Origin of the sequence: Runella limosa DSM 17973 (genome assembly GCF_000482465.1) — a bacterium.
Lineage (GTDB): Bacteria > Bacteroidota > Bacteroidia > Cytophagales > Spirosomataceae > Runella > Runella limosa.
This window is the reverse complement of record NZ_AXVJ01000040.1, coordinates 97,933-116,330: the sequence shown is the minus strand read 5'-3', so window position 1 is coordinate 116,330 and position 18,398 is coordinate 97,933. Positions and strand designations below refer to the sequence as shown.

13 protein-coding genes and 1 tRNA gene are annotated in these 18,398 nt (G+C 44.6%); 8 read left to right on the top strand and 6 right to left on the bottom strand.

Annotation, left to right across the window (positions count from 1 at the left end):
* Nucleotides 1–29: 29 nt before the first annotated feature.
* From K339_RS0102190 to K339_RS0102180, 3 genes are all read left to right on the top strand, one after another.
* A complete protein-coding gene (locus tag K339_RS0102190) occupies nucleotides 30–1,988 on the top strand; it encodes an alpha-1,4-glucan--maltose-1-phosphate maltosyltransferase (RefSeq protein WP_028522141.1) in 1,959 nt (652 codons plus the stop codon).
* A 413-nt stretch (nucleotides 1,989–2,401) separates the two neighbouring features.
* A complete protein-coding gene (locus tag K339_RS0102185) occupies nucleotides 2,402–3,820 on the top strand; it encodes a pyridoxal phosphate-dependent decarboxylase family protein (protein WP_037298997.1) in 1,419 nt (472 codons plus the stop codon).
* A 54-nt stretch (nucleotides 3,821–3,874) separates the two neighbouring features.
* Nucleotides 3,875–4,609, top strand: coding sequence for a class I SAM-dependent methyltransferase (locus K339_RS0102180; protein WP_028522139.1), 735 nt, complete (start codon nucleotides 3,875–3,877; stop codon nucleotides 4,607–4,609).
* An 87-nt stretch (nucleotides 4,610–4,696) separates the two neighbouring features.
* Here the strand turns inward: K339_RS0102180 and K339_RS0102175 are convergent.
* The 4 genes from K339_RS0102175 to K339_RS0102160 form a co-directional block, all read right to left on the bottom strand.
* Nucleotides 4,697–4,770: transfer RNA gene (locus tag K339_RS0102175), tRNA-Asn, on the bottom strand.
* 129 nt (nucleotides 4,771–4,899) lie between these two features.
* On the bottom strand, nucleotides 4,900–5,175 hold the full coding sequence (locus K339_RS0102170; RefSeq protein WP_028522138.1) for a PH domain-containing protein: 276 nt from the start codon (nucleotides 5,173–5,175) through the stop codon (nucleotides 4,900–4,902).
* Nucleotides 5,176–5,207: 32 nt separating this feature from the next.
* Nucleotides 5,208–5,828: a 16S rRNA (guanine(527)-N(7))-methyltransferase RsmG gene (gene rsmG / locus K339_RS0102165; protein WP_028522137.1), complete on the bottom strand. Its 621-nt coding sequence runs from the start codon at nucleotides 5,826–5,828 to the stop codon at nucleotides 5,208–5,210.
* A gap of 12 nt (nucleotides 5,829–5,840) precedes the next feature.
* Nucleotides 5,841–7,016, bottom strand: coding sequence for a glycosyltransferase (locus tag K339_RS0102160; protein WP_051397752.1), 1,176 nt, complete (start codon nucleotides 7,014–7,016; stop codon nucleotides 5,841–5,843).
* 137 nt (nucleotides 7,017–7,153) lie between these two features.
* Here K339_RS0102160 and tgt point away from each other — a divergent pair, with 137 nt between their 5' ends.
* The 4 genes from tgt (at nucleotide 7,154) to glf (ending at nucleotide 12,600) form a co-directional block, all read left to right on the top strand.
* Nucleotides 7,154–8,287 carry a tRNA guanosine(34) transglycosylase Tgt gene (tgt, locus tag K339_RS0102155; RefSeq protein ID WP_028522135.1) on the top strand — a complete coding sequence of 378 codons (1,134 nt, stop codon included), beginning with the start codon at nucleotides 7,154–7,156 and terminating at the stop codon, nucleotides 8,285–8,287.
* A 171-nt stretch (nucleotides 8,288–8,458) separates the two neighbouring features.
* A complete protein-coding gene (locus tag K339_RS0102145) occupies nucleotides 8,459–9,970 on the top strand; it encodes an OmpA family protein (RefSeq protein WP_028522134.1) in 1,512 nt (503 codons plus the stop codon).
* A gap of 110 nt (nucleotides 9,971–10,080) precedes the next feature.
* Entirely contained in the window at nucleotides 10,081–11,370 is a 1,290-nt protein-coding gene (locus tag K339_RS0102140; protein ID WP_028522133.1) for a nucleotide sugar dehydrogenase, read from the top strand.
* A gap of 129 nt (nucleotides 11,371–11,499) precedes the next feature.
* Nucleotides 11,500–12,600, top strand: a complete 1,101-nt coding sequence (gene glf / locus K339_RS0102135) for a UDP-galactopyranose mutase (RefSeq protein WP_028522132.1) — start codon at nucleotides 11,500–11,502, stop codon at nucleotides 12,598–12,600.
* Nucleotides 12,601–12,672: 72 nt separating this feature from the next.
* Here the strand turns inward: glf and K339_RS0102130 are convergent, their stop codons facing one another.
* Both K339_RS0102130 and K339_RS0102125 read right to left on the bottom strand, forming a co-directional pair.
* Nucleotides 12,673–12,954 (bottom strand): GNAT family N-acetyltransferase, encoded by a 282-nt coding sequence (locus K339_RS0102130; protein WP_028522131.1) that lies wholly within the window; start codon nucleotides 12,952–12,954, stop codon nucleotides 12,673–12,675.
* A 6-nt stretch (nucleotides 12,955–12,960) separates the two neighbouring features.
* Nucleotides 12,961–14,292, bottom strand: coding sequence for a 4Fe-4S dicluster domain-containing protein (locus K339_RS0102125; protein WP_028522130.1), 1,332 nt, complete (start codon nucleotides 14,290–14,292; stop codon nucleotides 12,961–12,963).
* 137 nt (nucleotides 14,293–14,429) lie between these two features.
* Between K339_RS0102125 and K339_RS0102120 the strand changes: the two genes are divergently transcribed.
* Complete coding sequence (locus tag K339_RS0102120; RefSeq protein ID WP_028522129.1) at nucleotides 14,430–18,344, top strand: AAA domain-containing protein; 3,915 nt, start codon at nucleotides 14,430–14,432, stop codon at nucleotides 18,342–18,344.
* Nucleotides 18,345–18,398 lie beyond the last annotated feature (54 nt).

Sequence of the window (18,398 nt, the reverse complement as noted above, 5' to 3'; positions counted from 1 at the left end):
AGGTTTAGGGCGTAAAACCAAATAAACCTATGATGAATCTTGCCGAAATTGCTGGAAAAAACCGCGTTATCATTGAAAAAGTAACCCCTGAGCTAGACGGAGGACAGTTTTATATCAAAGCTGTTCCCAACGAAGTGATTCAGGTAGAAGCGGACATCTTTTGTGATGGACACGATAAAACCGCCGCCCGCCTCTGTTTTAAACATCAATCCGAAAAAAAATGGTCTGAAGTACCCATGCGGTTTGTTAATAACGACCGCTGGGAAGGGCAATTTACCGTCGAAAAAGAAGGAGATTATCTTTATACCATCGAAGCGTGGGTAGATCATCTCGCGTCGTGGGAACACGAAATTACCCTCAAAATTCGCGATGCGCAGCACGTCAATAGTGAACTGTTGGTGGGGGCGAGTTTGCTGGAAAAGACGTTAAAAAATGCTTCAAAAGAAGATAAAAAAGCGATTCAGGAGGCTATAAAGGCATTTAGAGACGAAAAGCGCTATAACGAAGCGGTGCTGTTGGCCATCGGCGAACAAATGGCCGAATGGATAGAAAAGTACGCATATCGTGAAAATGTGGCTCGTTATAAAGAACTGAGCCTATGGGTTGACCGTCCGAGAGCAGGCTTTTCAACGTGGTATTCGATGTTTCCGCGTTCGGCTGCTAAAGAGCCAGGGCAGCACGGAACTTTCCGAGATGTGATAGATTTGCTACCCCGCATCGAACGCATGGGATTTGATGTACTTTATTTGCCGCCCATTCACCCGATTGGGATGCAGTTTCGGAAGGGAAAAAATAATAATGTGTTGTGCCAGCCTGGTGAACCAGGGGTTCCGTACGGCATTGGTTCTGAATTGGGTGGTCACGACGCGATTCATCCTGACTTGGGAACACTCGATGATTTTAAAGCCTTGGTTGCGGCCTGCAAAGCCCACGGAATGGAGATTGCGATGGACTTAGCGATTCAGTGTTCACCCGACCACCCTTGGGCCAAAAATCATCCCGAATGGTTTAAGATTCGCCCTGACGGAACGATTCAATATGCCGAAAATCCACCAAAAAAATACCAAGATATTTATCCCATCAATTTCGAAACGGAAGCTTGGGAAAGCTTATGGTTGGAGCTTCGTCGCATTATTTTTGTGTGGGCTGAGTGGGGCGTGCGTATTATTCGGGTGGATAATCCCCACACAAAAGCGTTTGCGTTTTGGGATTGGGTAATTGCCGAAACCAAGAAAAAATATCCTGATATGATATTTTTGGCTGAAGCGTTTACGCGTCCGAAAGTAATGCAACGGTTGGCTAAAGGTGGTTATAATCAGTCTTATACGTACTACACTTGGCGAACGTCGAAGGAGGAGTTAGTAGCGTACATGACCGAGCTAACGCAAACGGAAATGAAACACTATTTCCGCCCCAATTTCTGGCCTAATACCCACGACATCAACCCGCCGTTGTTGCAGTCGGGACATGAGCCAAATTTCTTGATTCGCTATTTTATGGCCGCGACGTTGTCGTCGAACTACGGAATTTTTGGCCCTACCTATGAATTTATGGTACATGAGGCTTTTCCAGGAAAAGAAGAATACTGGAACTCCGAAAAATACGAAATCAAACACTGGGATTGGAACCATACCAACAAACTTACTTACGTCATAACGCAAGTAAACCGCGCCCGAAAAGAGAATGCGGCTTTACAACAAACCAATAACATTACGTTTTGTGACATCAATGACGACCAACTTTTGGCCTATCTCAAAACGCACCGCGATGGCAATCGTATTTTGTGCGTGGTGAATTTGGACGGGTACAACCGTCGAGGCAACACTGTGCGGATTCCGTTGCATAAAATTGGGAAAGCAGGTTGGGAAGATTTCATTGTCCACGATTTGCTAACGGGTTCCAAGTACGTTTGGAAAGGGGAGTATAACTACATCGAACTTGACCCGTATCTATTACCTTTTCATTTATTCCGAATTGAAGATTTATAGAAAATTTAATGAGCACATTAAAAGACAAGCTACTAAGATATTGCTCCAGAGGAGCAACATCTTAGTAGAAAGACAGGTTAAACTTATTAAAAAAAGTAGCCTCAGCGAGGCTAAATCTTAGTAGAAAAAAGGGGGTAAAAGCAATTCAAAAGCCCCATCGGGGTGACATCTTTCACCGAATGTCGACCGCCCAGATGGGGCTTTGTGGGGGATTTGATTCATTTTCCTACTAAGATTTAGCTCCTCTGGAGCAATCAATAGCTACTCTATATTTTAATGCATTCATTCAATTTGAAAATTTGTTAATTTACTCAATACAATCATAATTCACCGCGACAGAGAACTGTGCAAAGCTATTACTCACCCTGATTTCTTTGCGTCTTAGCAACTCTGCGTGATAGCCTATTCCCCAAATGCGTTTACAAGAGGCGTATTCTTCCGAGCATTTCCGAAAAGAAGCTCATCAATTAGTTGATCAACTGGCCGACTATTTAGCGGCAGTGCAAAGCCAAGAAGTCGAAACCGTCATTCCCTATCAAGCCCCCGAAGATAGCCTGCTTTTTTGGCAAGAAAACTTTGAAAACGGAGTGGGCGATGCGGCCGATTTTTTTGACGAAGTCATTAAAAAATCGACGCACCTACACCATCCACGGTACATGGGGCACCAAGTGTCGCCGCCGTTGCCGATGGCAGCCATGGCGGGAATGCTGACTAGCTTGTTGAACAACGGCATGGCAGTCTATGAAATGGGACTGGTGTCCAACCCCCTTGAGCGCATTTTGAGCGAATTGTTGACTCAAAAAATCGGGTTTGGGGCGGAGGCCAGCGGGCTATTGACTTCGGGAGGGACGTTGGCGAACCTCACCGCGCTGCTCACCGCTCGCGCTACCCAGACAGAGGTGTGGGAAAATGGCCACGAACAACCTTTGGCGGTATTGGTGTCAGAAGAAGCACATTACTGCATCGACCGCGCGGCAAGAACCATGGGGATGGGGAGTGATGGCATTATTAAAATCCCGACCAACGCACGTTTTCAGATGCGAACAGAGTTGTTGGAAGATTATTACCAAAAAGCGGTTCAAAGTGGTCGAAAAGTGATTGCGGTCGTTGGAAGTGCTTGCTCGACCTCAACAGGCGCTTACGACGACTTAGTAGCCATTGCCGATTTTTGTAAAAAACACCAATTATGGTTTCATGTGGACGGAGCACACGGCGGGGCAGTGGTTTTTTCTGAACGCTATAAACCATTGGTAAAGGGCATCGAGCGAGCGGATTCGGTGGTGATTGATTGGCACAAAATGTTATTAACACCCGCCTTGGCAACGGCTTTGCTTTTTAAAAGAAACCAAGATTCGTTTCAGACATTTCACCAAAAAGCGCAGTATTTGTGGGCAAATCAAGGCTCGCAAGAATGGTTTAACTCAGGCAAGCGGACTTTTGAGTGTACGAAACTGATGATGAGTGTAAAAATATACGCCATTCTTAAAACCTACGGAGAGGAGATTTTTACCGAAAATGTAGAGACATTACACGACCTTTCCATTCGTTTTGCGCAAATCGTAAACGAACGGAAAGGTTTTGAATTGGCCTTAGCGCCCGAAAGCAACATCGTGTGTTTTCGGTTTGTGGGAGAAGGGCGCACAGCGGAGCAAATCCAAACGTTGAATGCCGCCATTCGCCAAAAATTACTGGAAGAAGGAGCTTTTTATATTGTTCAAACAACGCTTCGCGATAAATTGTATTTGCGGGTTTCGTTGATGAATCCACTGACGACTGATGCTGATTTGACGACATTGCTGGATGCGATTGAGCGCTTGGCGATGAAAATGTAGGGTAGCTTTTGTAAAGAAAGAAAATATTGTCGTATTTTTCTGAAAACCAACGATATGGACTCAAATTCTTACGACAATATTGCCAACGAATACCGTGATTCGAAGCAATTAGATTTCCGAAAATACATTGAAGAATATACCCTTCACCAACTGCTTGGAGAAGCGACAGGGCTGAATATTCTTGACGTAGCTTGTGGAGAGGGCATCTACACCCGCAAGCTTAAAAAACGTGGGGCTGCCACTATTTTGGGCGTGGATGTATCGACTCGGATGATTGAACTTGCACAAGAAGCAGAAGCCAAAGAGCCTTTGGGCTGCGACTATTTGGTGCAGGATGCACTCACGATGAACCTTGGACGGCAATTTGACGCGGTGGTGGGCATGTATTTGCTGAATTACGCGCAATCGGCCGATGACTTACAGCGGTTTTGCCAAGTAGTGTACGAACACCTCCCACCTTCTGGCCGATTTGTAGGTTTTAATGACAATCCTCATAACCAACTCCATCATTATCCCAATTATCGCAAGTACGGTTTTGTCAAAGAATCGACCAGTCAACGAAACGAAGGCGATTTTGTCAGGTACCGAATGTTCAATTTAGACGGGACGGAGTTCAGCTTCAATAATTTCTATTTTCATCCACACACCTACGAACGTGCCTTTGCCAAGGCAGGTTTTCGAGATTTTCAATGGCAAGGTCCTTTTTTAGACCCGTCACAAGCCTCGTCGGATTACTGGTACGAATTTATGACTCATCCGCCATTAATTGGTTTCACGGCGGTGAAATAGGATCAAGAGCAAAAGTTGTGGAGCAACTTGGACTGCAAGTAGCAAAAAAAAGCACTTAACATTTCTGCTAAGTGCTTTTTTTTGAGGCTCTCGAAGCTGGGCTCGAACCAGCGACCCTCTGATTAACAGTCAGATGCTCTAACCGACTGAGCTATTCGAGAGTTTGACCGTTATCGTTTCCGATTTTGGTGGTGCAAAAGTAGTAGCTTCTGCAATTAGACGCAAGAGTTTTTTGATATTTTTTTGCTGTTTTTTTGATTAAACAGCCTTTTGCTCTTAAAATCAGTTAATTATACTCGCTCCAAAATCAGTTCTTTGATGCGTTGAGCATCCCCTTTGGTGAAGTTCTCAATCACAATTTCGGGCCTTGCGCGTGGAATGACGCGTATTGTTGCGAAAAACATACCGCTGTCAATCTCTACGCCTGAGATGTCGCTGTAAAACACAAACTGCTCAGTACCCCCAATGAGCTTCTTTAATTTAAAGCTTACTCCTTTGTCGGTTAGGTGTACTTCGTTGGGACGAACAGGATCTTTGATGCTACTTGATTTGAATATTTCGTTCATAGTGTATGAGAAATTTATGGTGTTGAACAAGTTTAGTTGGGAACGTAAACGATCTTTTTGGTTTCAAAAAAATCTTCCTCAAAAAAGTCTTGTAAGTTGTAGATTTTGTATTTGCGCTTGAGCTCGCTCATTTCTTCGTCTAAATCGCCCCCTTTTAAAGCTAATACGCCGTTGGAGATTGAATGAACGTGGTTGCGACTAATTTTATTTTTGACCCAACTGTGTAAAGGTGTAATTCGGGCTACAGCGCGCGTAACAACAAAATCATAGTCGCTATCGGCCTGTTCGGCGCGGCAGTGCTGGGCACGGACATTGGTGATGTTAAGTGCTTCGGCCACTGCTTCTACCACTTTTATTTTTTTCCCAATGCTGTCAACCAAATGAAATTCAGCTTCTGGAAACATAATGGCCAACGGAATGCCAGGGAAGCCACCTCCTGTACCGACGTCTAGGATGCTGGCAAATTCGGCAAATTGCACCACTTTGGCAATCGCCAGCGAATGCAAAACATGGCGCTCATAAAGATTTTCAACGTCTTGCCGTGAGATAACGTTGATTTGGGCGTTCCAAAGAGCGTATAATTCCTTCAAACGTGCAAAACGGTCGTGTTGAGAAGGAGTGAGATGGGGAAAATATTTTTCGATGATTTCCATGATCAAATGGCTTTACCGCCAGCGTACTTTTTTGCGTCGATTGGTCCACATCACCACCGACATAACGATGTAATAAATAAATAAAACAAAATCCATGAATGGAATCGCAAACCAGCCTACAGATTTGTACAGCTTACGCGAAGCAATTCCTAAAACAATCCATTGGGATAATAAGCGTATTCCAAAAATAGCGGCAATGATGATAAGATAGCCTAATTGCAAAGGTGGAAACGATACGCCTCCCCAGATTCCTAAACCAATAAAGAACACCCAACTGAGCACATGTGTTCCCGATAAAACTGATAGCCGAACTTTATTGGGAAATTTGTAGTACTTACTTACGGAGAGGTGACGTTTCTTTTGCCAGTACCACGCCGACCAAGTACTTTTGGGAATAGACACCATAAAGGCGTCGGGGTCAAGGCAAACAGCGGTGTTTTGGGCAGTTGCTATTTCGTTCATCAAAAGGTCATCGTCTCCTCCCGTTACCCGCAAGTGACTATAAAAGCCTTTGTTTTGAAGAAATAGTGACTTACGGTACATCAAATTCCGACCAACGCCCATGTAGGGTTTTCCTGCCAAGGCCAAGGATAGGTACTGAACCGCCACGTAAAATGTCTCAAAGCGAATAAGTCGATTGAGAAACCCTGGTTGCTTTTCGTAAGGTGAAAAACCTACAACGATTTGTTTGTCCGAAGTCAAACACGCAACCATCCCCTTGATCCACTGGTCGGTGGTAGGGCGACAGTCGGCATCGGTCAGTAAAATAATGTCATGTTTGGCACTGCGTATGGCCGTCGTGATGGCGTATTTTTTAGGAGTGACGTGGTCGTATTCCTGCTCGATATGTAAAAAACGAACACGTTTCCACGTTTGGGCTTCTGTTTCGGCAAGATCAACCGTGCCATCCCAGGAGCGATCATCCATGACAATCACTTCATAGTTGGGATAGTCCTGCTCATTAAGCATTGGGAGCAATGCACGTAAATTTTCGAGTTCGTTGTGCGCACATACTACAACAGACACCGCAGGAAGCTGGGTAGGAGGCTCGGTAGAGCGCCTAAAGAGCAGTCTTGAAAAAACGCCCAAAATGTAATAAAGCTGAACGACGACCACGGCGCCGAATATGCCTAACGATAGATTAACAACGGGATGTGAAGACCAATCAGGGAAATAAAGTATATCCATGCATTCTCAATAAGTGCGCAAATATAACGGGGTATTTTGGCATACAGAAAGTTGCGGGACTAGATAAACCAATATTGACCTTTATTTTTGCAGAAAAAGTGCATCAAGTGCGCAAAAAATTAATTAAACGAACACGGATGAAATTTGACTTAGTGACCAACGACCCGCATTCAAAAGCCCGCGCAGGGGTTGTTCATACTGACCACGGGGCGATTCAGACGCCTATTTTTATGCCAGTAGGTACGGCGGGAACTGTAAAGGCGGTACACCAACGTGAATTAAAAGAAGACATCAAGGCGCAAATAATTTTGGGAAATACCTACCACTTGTATTTGCGTCCAGGACTGGATATACTCGAAAAAGCAGGAGGACTACATAAATTTAACGGTTGGGATTTTCCTATTTTGACCGATAGTGGGGGCTATCAAGTGTATTCGTTGGCAGGGACGGGGCGAAAGATTACCGAAGAAGGGGTGAAATTTAAGTCGCACATCGACGGGTCTTTGCACTTTTTTACGCCTGAAAGCGTCATGGATATTCAGCGGCGAATCGGAGCCGATATTATCATGGCGTTTGATGAATGTACCCCTTATCCGTGTGACTTCTCGTACGCAAGGAAGTCTATGGAAATGACGCACCGCTGGCTGGCACGCTGCTGCGAGCGATTTGATGCTACGGAGTCGATGTATGGTTATAGCCAGACATTGTTCCCGATTGTCCAAGGAAGTACGTACAAAGACTTGCGACGCCAATCGGCCGAATTTATTGCGAGCATGGGGCGAGAAGGAAACGCCATTGGTGGGCTTTCGGTAGGAGAGCCCGCCGAAGATATGTACGAAATGACGGAGTTGGTGTGTGATATTTTACCCAAAGACAAGCCTCGGTATTTGATGGGTGTAGGAACCCCCGAAAATATATTAGAGTGTATAGCCCTTGGTATTGACATGTTCGACTGTGTACTTCCTACACGCAACGCCCGCCACGGTATTTTGTACACCACGCAGGGAGTGATTAACATCCGAAATGAGAAATGGAAGGATGATTTTAGTCCAATTGATGAAACATTGGGAGGTTATGTGAGTTCTTTTTATTCAAAGAGTTACCTGCGCCACCTGATTAAATCAGAAGAAATCTTAGGTTCGCAAATTGCCAGTGTTCACAACCTAACTTTCTACTTGTGGCTTGTGGGTCAGGCTCGTGAGCAGATTTTGGCAGGTACCTTTGCCCAGTGGAAGAACGAAATTTTAAAGAAAATCAACCAGCGGCTTTGAAAATTGGGCAAAAAGAATTTTCTTTAGAAAGCCAAAACATTTTTGAAATAAAAATTGAATCTCTACTTTTGTTGTCGAATTTGGTTCGGAAAGACTATTTTTGCCGTAGTAGAAGTCATTAAGATAAAGATAAACGTATCCCCCTTATTCAACATTACAAAAAGGTTTATTATGAAAAAAGTATTTCTGCTTGTCACGTTCTTAGTGTTGGGAACATGCTTGCTTGAGGCTCAAGCACAGTATAATCCGAAAGCTCCTTATGAAGGTCCCTACAAAATGAACACTTGGTCATTAGGAGTCTATGCGGGTCCAAGTCAGTTCTATGGTGACTTGCGTGAGTATGACTTTTGGTCCGTTGGGACGAACAATTTCGATAGCCAGTCGGAACGTGGAACCATGCACGTGGGTCTAACACTTGGCAAACAACTTACCTACCTTTTTGGAGCACGCCTCGATGTAGGCGGAGGTAACCTCAAGGGAATGAAGCGCCGTATTTACCAATCGTACTTCAACGCCAACTATTTCCAAGCGGATGTAGCTGCAACTGTTAACTTGAAAGGGTTGCTCTTTGGCCCTACCAAGATGAAGCGTTGGAAAATGGACGTTTATGGTGGTGTGGGTCAAATCTGGTTCCGTTCAACGGCTTATCAGTTAGGCTCAGGTCGTTTGCAACGCCGTTCGGATGATTCTCCGACTTTGCGTAACGACATTACAGCGTTGAACAAAAAAGCTTCTGCCTATACGCAGGAGTGGGTGATTCCTGTCGGGTTCACTACTTCGTATGAACTGACGAAAAACCTTGATTTAGGTTTGGATTTCCGTTTGAACAACGTAAATACTGAAAAATTAGACGCTACCGTAGGTGGTGATCCATCGGCCATATATGATGGTGGAGAAGGTGGCCGCTTGTACCAAGGAGGAACTGCTACCAGTTTCTTAGGAACTCCTAAAGGCAACTCGGCGCTTGATAAGTATGGCTTCTTTGCTATTAGCTTGACCTACAAATTGGGCAAAAACCCACTTCGCGTAGAAAAGAAAAATGGCAAATGGGCGTATGATTTCAATGCTTTGGATGCTGGAAAAGGCTTTTACCATTTGCGTTATACCGATCCTAAGTTGTTGGTTAAACCACCAAAAATCCTTTCATTGGCCGAAATCGATTCGATTGCTAAAGCCAACAAGCCAAAAGAAATCGACCCTCGTTTGTTGATAGATACCGACAACGACGGTGTGTCTGATTACTTCGATAAAGAGCCAAATACCCCTGCTGGAAGTATCGTAACGGGTGCTGGTCAGAAAATTGATTTCGACAAATACGTGAAAGATGCCTTGCCAGGTATGGCTTGTTCAGAAATTTTTGCCAACGTATTGTTTGATACTGACAAAGCCATCATCAAACCAGAATTCTACGACTTGTTGAACAAAGTAGTAGAGTTGATGAACAAAACACAATGCCGCCTCCAAATGGCTGGTCACGCCGACCGTCGTGCATCTGACCGCTACAATGTAGCTTTGTCTGAGCGCCGCGTAAATGCCGTGAAACAGTACTTGTCACAAGCAGGTTTGAAAGATCCAAACCGCATTGTGGTGGACGCTTACGGTGCATTCAAGCCAATCGCTGACAACGGTACAGTAGATGGATTGAAGAAAAACCGTCGCGTTGAATTGAAATTGATGCCATAGGCACTCAAAATAGCATAATTTGAAACGGCCCTGACCCCAAATGTCAGGGCCGTTTCATTTGGTACTCAGTGGAGTAGTATGCTATATTTGTGGATTCATTAAAGAACAAAATGTATCAACAACTCCTCAGGAAAGAAAATCAGATAGCTGTCATTGGTTTGGGGTATGTAGGTTTGCCTATTGCCCTAGAATTTGCAAAGTATTTTCGGGTCATTGGTTTTGACATTAACCATAGCCGTGTTGAGCTGATGCAACGTGGTATTGATCCTTCACAAGAAGTAGAGGCGTCGGTGTTTGATGGGAAGGATATTGTTTTTACCTCAAATATGGAAGATTTGCGGCAAGCCCAATTTTTTGTGGTAGCTGTTCCGACCCCCGTTGATGATTACAAAGTGCCTGACCTGAAACCATTGATAGGCGCATCGCACACCATTGGTAAAGTTCTAAAAAAGGGAGACTACGTGATTTATGAATCAACCGTCTATCCAGGGTGTACTGAGGAAGATTGTTTGCCGATTCTAGAGAAAGAATCTGGTTTGAAACTTGGAGAGGATTTTAAAATAGGCTACTCACCCGAGCGAATTAACCCAGGAGATAAAGACCGTACCATTGACAAAATTCTAAAAATTGTGTCGGGGAGTGATGCCGAGGCGTTAGAAGAAATTGCCCAAGTCTATGGCCAAATTATTTCAGCGGGAATTTATAAAGCCCCGACAATTAAGGTTGCCGAAGCGGCTAAAGTGATTGAGAATACCCAACGAGATTTGAACATTTCGCTGATGAACGAATTGGCGATTATCTTTGACCGTATGGGGATAGATACCAAAGATGTGATAGAGGCGGCAGGGACGAAATGGAATTTTATCAAATTTTACCCAGGCTTGGTAGGAGGACATTGCATTGGCGTTGACCCTTATTATTTACTTTATAAAGCCAAAAAATTAGGTTACGACCCACAAGTTATTCATAGCGGGCGCCGGATCAATGATGGAATGCCTGCCTTTATCGCCAAGCGTTTGATACAAATGCTGATTCAGAAAAGTAAGAGCCCACAAAACGCCAAGGTGCTGGTGATGGGAATTACCTTCAAAGAAAATGTGTCAGACATCCGTAATTCGAAAATAGCGGACTTAATCAAAGAATTGATGAGCTTTTCGGTCAATGTTCACATCGTTGACCCGTATGCTTCTCCCAATGAAGTAGCGCACGAATATGGCCTTACGCTGATGGACAAGCCTTCAAACGATTATGATGCAGTGATTGTGTCGGTGGGGCATAATGAATACAAAGCACTAGATATTGATTACTTTAAACAAATCATGAAAGAAGCCCCCATTCTGATGGATTTGAAAGGAATGTATCGAAATACGGACGAGAAAATAACTTATTGGAGACTTTAACTTCAGTCGATAGTCGGTAGTTGATAGTCCATAGTTCATGGTTTATAGCCTACAGTGATTTTCTGTTGGCTGCTGACCATCGACCATTGACCATCGACCATTGACCATTAACTGCCAACTTTAAACAAAATGTACGATTATCTAATTGTTGGTGCTGGATTGTTTGGAAACATTTGGGCGCACGAAGCCACTAAACGCGGGAAAAAATGCTTGGTCATCGACCGCCGAAACCACATCGGTGGGAACACTTACTGCGAAAATGTAGAAGGAATCAATGTGCACTACTACGGCGCGCATATTTTCCACACCAACGACAAAGAGATTTGGGACTACGTAAATTCGTTTGTGGAGTTTAATCGCTACACCAATTCGCCCATTGCTAATTACTACGGGGAGTTGTACAATTTGCCGTTTAATATGAACACCTTTTACCAAATGTGGAAGGTGAAAACGCCTGAAGAAGCAAAAGCTAAAATTCAGGAGCAAATTGAAGCGGCGAATATCAAAGACCCTCAAAACTTGGAAGAACAAGCCATTTCGTTGGTAGGAACAGACATCTACGAAAAACTTATTAAAAGCTATACCGAAAAGCAATGGGGGCGTAAATGCGTTGATTTGCCAGCATTTATTATCAAGCGTTTGCCCGTTCGCTTTACGTTTGACAATAACTATTTTAACGACCGCTACCAAGGAATCCCGATTGGTGGATACAACAAGTTGAACGAAGCCTTGCTTGAAGGAACGGATGTGCGTTTGGGCGTAGATTTTTTTCAGAATCGTGCTGAATTAGAGGCGTTGGCGAAACAAGTCGTCTATACGGGGCAACTGGATGAATACTTCGGTTTTCAATTAGGGTATTTGGAGTACCGTAGCTTGCGTTTTGAGCACCAAACGCTGGATACTGCTAACCACCAAGGAAATGCCGTGGTGAACTATACCGACGGCGAAACAGCGTTTACGAGAATCATCGAACACAAGCATTTTGAGTTTGGAACGCAAGAGAAAACGGTGATTACGCACGAGTATCCGCAAGAGTGGACGCCAGGACAGGAGCCTTATTATCCTGTCAATGACGATAAAAACGACCGTTTGTTGAGAGAATACCGCAAATTGGCGGAAGCTGAAACCAACGTGATTTTCGGAGGGCGCCTAGCAGAATACCGCTACTACGATATGCACCAAGTGATTGGCTCGGCTTTAGTGAAAGTACGTAAACATTTCGGCGAATAAAACAGGGAAGTTTTACCCAACAAAAAAGCGGAGCAAATACTTGTTCCGCTTTTTTGTTGGACAATTTTCTGACTATAGAAAAGTAAGTTGCTGATATTCAGGATGGCGTTGGATGTAGGTTTTGATAAAGGGACAAAGCACGCGCACTTTTAAATGGTGCTTCTGGGCGTAATCCAATACGTGTTTAGCCAAACCCGACCCTATCCCTTGCCCTTCCAACGATGGAGGTACTTCTGTATGATAAAAGGTGATTTGCTCGTCTTCGGTTTGGGCATAATCGACAAAAGCCACTTGTCCATCAATCCACCATTCAAAGCGATTTTCTTCGGTATTATTTACAATAGGGACGTTCATTTGTTGTTATTTTAAGTTATCAGTCCAGTTGAAGCGGTCACTTGGTGAAAACTTCCACGGAGCCTGATTGGTTTCAAGGTTGTTAAACATGGCGTTCCATGAGCTTGGTGCTTGGGCTTCGTCCATGATTTTATAACGGCGTAATTGAAGAATAATGTCTAACGGACTAATAAGAACGGGGCATTCCTGGACGCAGGCGTTGCAGGTTGTGCAGGCCAAAATCTCCTCTTCGGAGATATAATCACCGAGCAAACTTTTGCCGTCGTCTTTAAATTCGCCACCGTTGGCCAGCATGATTTTGCCTACATCTTCCAAACGGTCGCGGGTATCCATCATGATTTTGCGCGGTGAAAGGGCTTTACCTGTAATATTGGCGGGGCAAGAAGATGTACAGCGCCCACATTCGGTACAAGAATAGGCGTCCATCAAGTTTTTCCAACTCAAATCGGTAACGTCTTTTGCGCCAAAACGACCAATTTCGGCGGGAGCCTCAGTGGCATCAGGTTGGTCTAAACCGAGCATGATTTTTACCTCTTTGGTGATTTCTGGCATATTTTGCATTTCTCCTTTGGAGGTAAGATTGGCAAAATAGGTATTGGGAAAAGCCAAAAAGATGTGGAGGTGCTTTGAGTACGTTACGTATAAGGCAAAGGCGAAAATTCCTAAAATATGGAACCACCACGCCCCCCGCTCAATGGCAATGAGGACGCCGTCTGATAAACCTGAATATAAAGGTTGCAAAAAAGTACTAAAGAAGAAACCACCTACCAGTGGATAATGCTCCGCGCCACGTTCTTGCAACAAGGCATCGGCCGCATTCATGCTCAAAATAGCGAACATCAAGACAATTTCCGTTACTAAAATAACGTTGGCATCCAGCGCAGGAAAACCATTTAACTCGCGGTGACGCGAGGGTTGTAAGCGTTCTACGTTGGTGATATTGCGGCGAATCAAGAAAATAACGCAGACGGCAAGGACGCCAACGGCCAAAAACTCGAAGAAATTGATAAGTGTGTGGTAAAAACTTCCAAGTACGGGAGCAAACAAACGGTGCGTACCCAAAAGCCCATCTAAGACAATTTCAAGCACTTCGAGGTTGATGAGTAGGAACCCCGCATAAACGACAAAGTGCATGATTCCAACAATGGGTCGGTCAAACATTTTCTTTTGGCCAAACGCTACGCGTATCATGGTACTCAGACGTTCGTTGGGGCGGTCAGTGCGGTCGTCGGATTTGCCTAGCTGAATCGTTTTTTTGATGATTCCTACCCGTTTTGACATAAGCCATGCCGTTACTCCTAACGCCACGGCAAAAAGAACTTGTTGAGCTATCTGCATTTCGGTTTTTAGGGTTGATTATATTTTGTCATTTCGTCGGTGGTCTGCAAGCATACCATTGACAAATATCGTGAAAGTTTACTGAACTCAAACAAGGAGGTGTATATTTGTTTTACGCCCTATTTCTCCCTCAAAGAATGAATTTGACTCCTGATATTCTTAAAAAATACCTGCGCCGTTTGACCAATCTGAGCAGTCGAAACCGTTCGTTGTTGTTATCAACGCTTTCGGCTGACCAGTTTTTGGATTGGAAGGCGTTGGATTTTGTGGACAATCGCTCGGCATTTGATGTTTTGAGCGACCTGATTGCCCAGAAAAAAACGGTTCGGTTGGGACAAGTGATTGACCCGCGTTCGGAAAAAGGCAATGAAGTGAGCAAGCGGTTGCGGAAATTGGCCCGTACGGAGCGATTTATCGAGGAAGAACGTGGTTCGGAAGATTTGTACGTGGGCTATCCGTTTGTGAGAGGAAAATTGATGGACGGAACAGTGATACATGCGCCTTTGGTATATTTTCCCGTAACGCTTCAAAAAAACGAAGAAAATGTCGCCTACTGGGAGCTTCGTCGTCGCCCCGAACCAACCTTGCTCAATCGTAGTTTTTTGTTGGCCTATGGGTATTTTAATCAGATAAATATTCCCGATGAGTTGTTGGAAAAAAACCTAGAAGAACTAAGCCGAGACTCGTTGGTATTTCGGACGGAGTTGTACGAACTGCTCAAAGAAAGCGCGCTTAAACTCAACTTCAACCAAGCTATTTTTCAGGATACGTTGCAGTATTTTGATGAATGTTCAAAAGCAGATTTGGAGCTTTTGGAACAAAATGGCGAACTAAAACTCTTTCCTGAGGCAGTTCTGGGGATTTTTCCGCAAGCGGGGAGTTATTTAGCCCCCGACTACGAAGCGCTTATTTCGCAAGAGGGACAACTGGGTAATGATGAAGAGGCAAAGGTTTTTTTAGCCCCAATTAAAGAAGCCAATACGTTTACGGCTTTTCCGCAGGATGCGTCGCAAGAACAGGCGCTGCTGAGGGTAAAGCAGGGGGAGTCTTTGGTGGTAGAAGGGCCGCCAGGGACGGGTAAGTCGCAGTTGATTGCAAACCTCATGACCGATTTTGCTGCGCGTGGTAAACGTGTACTTTTGGTATGTCAAAAACGGGTTGCGTTGGATGTGGTGTACGAACGACTTCGACAAGTGGGCGTAGCGCCTTTTGCGGCGCTTATTCACGATTTTAAAAACGACCGAGCGGATTTGTACGCCCAACTTGATGCCCAAATTGGCCAAGTCGATGAGTACCAAAAGCAGAATTATGCGCTGGATTCGATTGTGTTAGATAGGCAGTTTTTGCAAGTAAGTCGCTCGATGGAACAGCTTTGTAGTGAGCTCAATGCCTTCAAAGAGGCGCTTTTTGATGCTAATGAATGTAGTTTGTCGCCCAAAGAATTGTACCTCACCAGTTCGTCGCAGGCAGTCAATATTCCCGTTCCTCAGTTTCGACAGTTTCGGTTTGACGATCGCTTGGAAGCATTTTTACAAAAACTGCGCCGCTTGGAACAATATCACCGTTTTTTGCCTTCACCGCATCCTTGGGAAGAACGAGTTGACTTTTCACGCATTGGTTTTCAAGAAATAACAGGGGTAAAAAATACCATTGAAGAAGCGGTTCAAACCTATGAATATACCCAAAAATCGACCAGCGAGTGGTTGGGACAAACACTAAATGCGGCTCATTTATGGCAACTTCATCGGCTAGATACCCAAGTAAGAACATGGCAAGAACGATTGCAATTCCCCCTGAATTGGGATTTTTTTGAGCGTAGCGTCAGCGGAAAAATGCCCAAATCGCTCACACAATGGTTAGCTAAGGCACACAAAAGTGAGCAAAAATTAGTGGGAGGGTCAGTTTTAATGGATGAACTTTCAACATCCGAACTGCCTCGTTTTGAACACCGCCTTGAGGCATTGATACAGGCCCGTCAGTCGGTAGTAAAATGGCTATTTTATTCGGATAAAGACTATTTTCGAGACCTTACGGCTTCTCTTGGTTTAACCCTAGAGCTGACTGATTTGTACCAACTGCGGCAACGACTCGAAAACCGAAAAGCATTGGAGCAGTGGGTGGACGAGGTTGAAAATAAGTTAGCGATTTCGATACGAGAAAGAAGTATGAGTCAGACCCTGCTTCGGTGGGAGGAAGTGGTAGCTGCAATGGAACAAACGGCACAGCTACAGTTTGAAATCCAACAAAATGCCCCTTTTCTGGACAATTTGGCTTTAAAAGGAAAAGAAGAATGGGAGAGCGTGACAAAGCAGTTATTGACTTTGGCCTCGGAATTTTCGGGTAAGTACCAACGTTGGCAACGTTATTTGACCGAAGATCAGTTGTCGCGGTTGGAGGAGTCGGCTGCGTACGGAGCAGAACTAAAAAAAGCGCTTGAGGCAAATTTTGATGCTTTGGTAGAAATGGATTCGTTGAAAAATGAATTGTCCGAATCAGAACGAGAAATATACGAAAGGCTGCAAACCGAAACATCGCATTCTTGGATAGATGTACTTCAAAATTCGCTACGGCTGGCTTGGCTGGCGTATTTGGAAGAAAAAAATCCTGTGCTTAGGGCGGTTTCATCCTTAAAAATGAGTCAGTGGGAAGAAGAACTCCAGCAGCTTATTGAACAAAAACAAGCGCTGAGTAGAGAGATATTGGGGATGCAACTGCGTGAGCAAACCTACAAAGAAATTAGCTTTAATCGCTTGCAAAACCGCACAACCTACCGCGAATTGCAGCACCAAGTGACCAAAAAGCGGAAGATTTGGCCCGTACGAAAATTGATGGAACACCAGGCCGAAGAGGTTTTTCACTTGATACCGTGTTGGATGGCGTCGCCTGAAACAGTTTCGGCGGTTTTTCCGCTTCAGAAAGGGCTGTTTGATGTGGTGATTTTTGACGAAGCCTCTCAATGTTACGCCGAATATGGCATTCCCGCGATTTATCGGGCAAAGCAGGCCGTGATTGTGGGCGATAGCAAGCAATTGGCACCGTACGATTTGTATCGAGCCCGTTATGAAGACGAAACCGAAGAAGAGCACGTTGCATTGGAAGTGGAGTCGTTGTTGGATTTGGCCAAACATTTCTATTCGGATACGTTGCTACAAGGGCATTACCGAAGCCGTTCTTTGGATTTGATTGATTTTTCAAACCAACATTTTTACAAAAACAAACTTCGGCTACTGCCTCATTTTCAGGATATAAACGAAAACATCCCAGCGATTGAATACGCCAAAGTAGATGGAGTTTGGGAACAAAACCGCAATACGACAGAGGCTGAGAGGGTGGTAGAGTTGGTGAAAATGTTGCAAAATGAGCAACCGAACGCGTCGGTGGGTGTAGTGACGTTTAACTATCCGCAGCAACAGTTGATTGAACAGCTCCTGCAAGAAACGATCGAACAAGGCGAGGTAGGATGGAAGAAGTCATTTTTTGTCAAAAACATTGAGAATGTACAAGGAGATGAGCGTGATATTATTATTTTTTCGGTGGGATATGCGCCTGACGCTCGCGGACGATTTCGTGCTCAATTTGGGAGTTTGAATGCCCGTGGTGGAGAAAACCGATTGAATGTGGCGGTCACTCGGGCGCGGCAAAAGGTGTATGTGGTGACGAGCATTTGGCCCGACCAGCTTCAGGTAGAAACAGCGGTGCATTCGGGACCTAAACTGTTGAAGTCGTACTTAGCGTATGCGCTGAATGTGTCTTCGGGGGCCTACCGTCCACGGCCATTAGAACTTAATAAACGACCGTCGAGCTGGCTTTTGAAACATCGTTTGCAGCAAACTGCATTGGAAAAAGGGGACACTTTGTTAGAAGAGCTTCCTTTTGCGGATTTGACGGTGAAAAGAGGAGAGAGCTACGAAAAAGTTGTTTTGACTGACGATGAGTTGTACCAACAAGCGATTTCGGTCAAAGAATCACATGCTTACATCCCGTTGCTGCTGCGAGCCAAAGGATGGGGTTTTGAACGTCGTTGGAGCCGCGAGTGGTGGCGGGGAAAATAATTTTTCACGCAGATGTTCTGTGTGCCAGAATTTTTTATTTGAGTTCCAACGCAA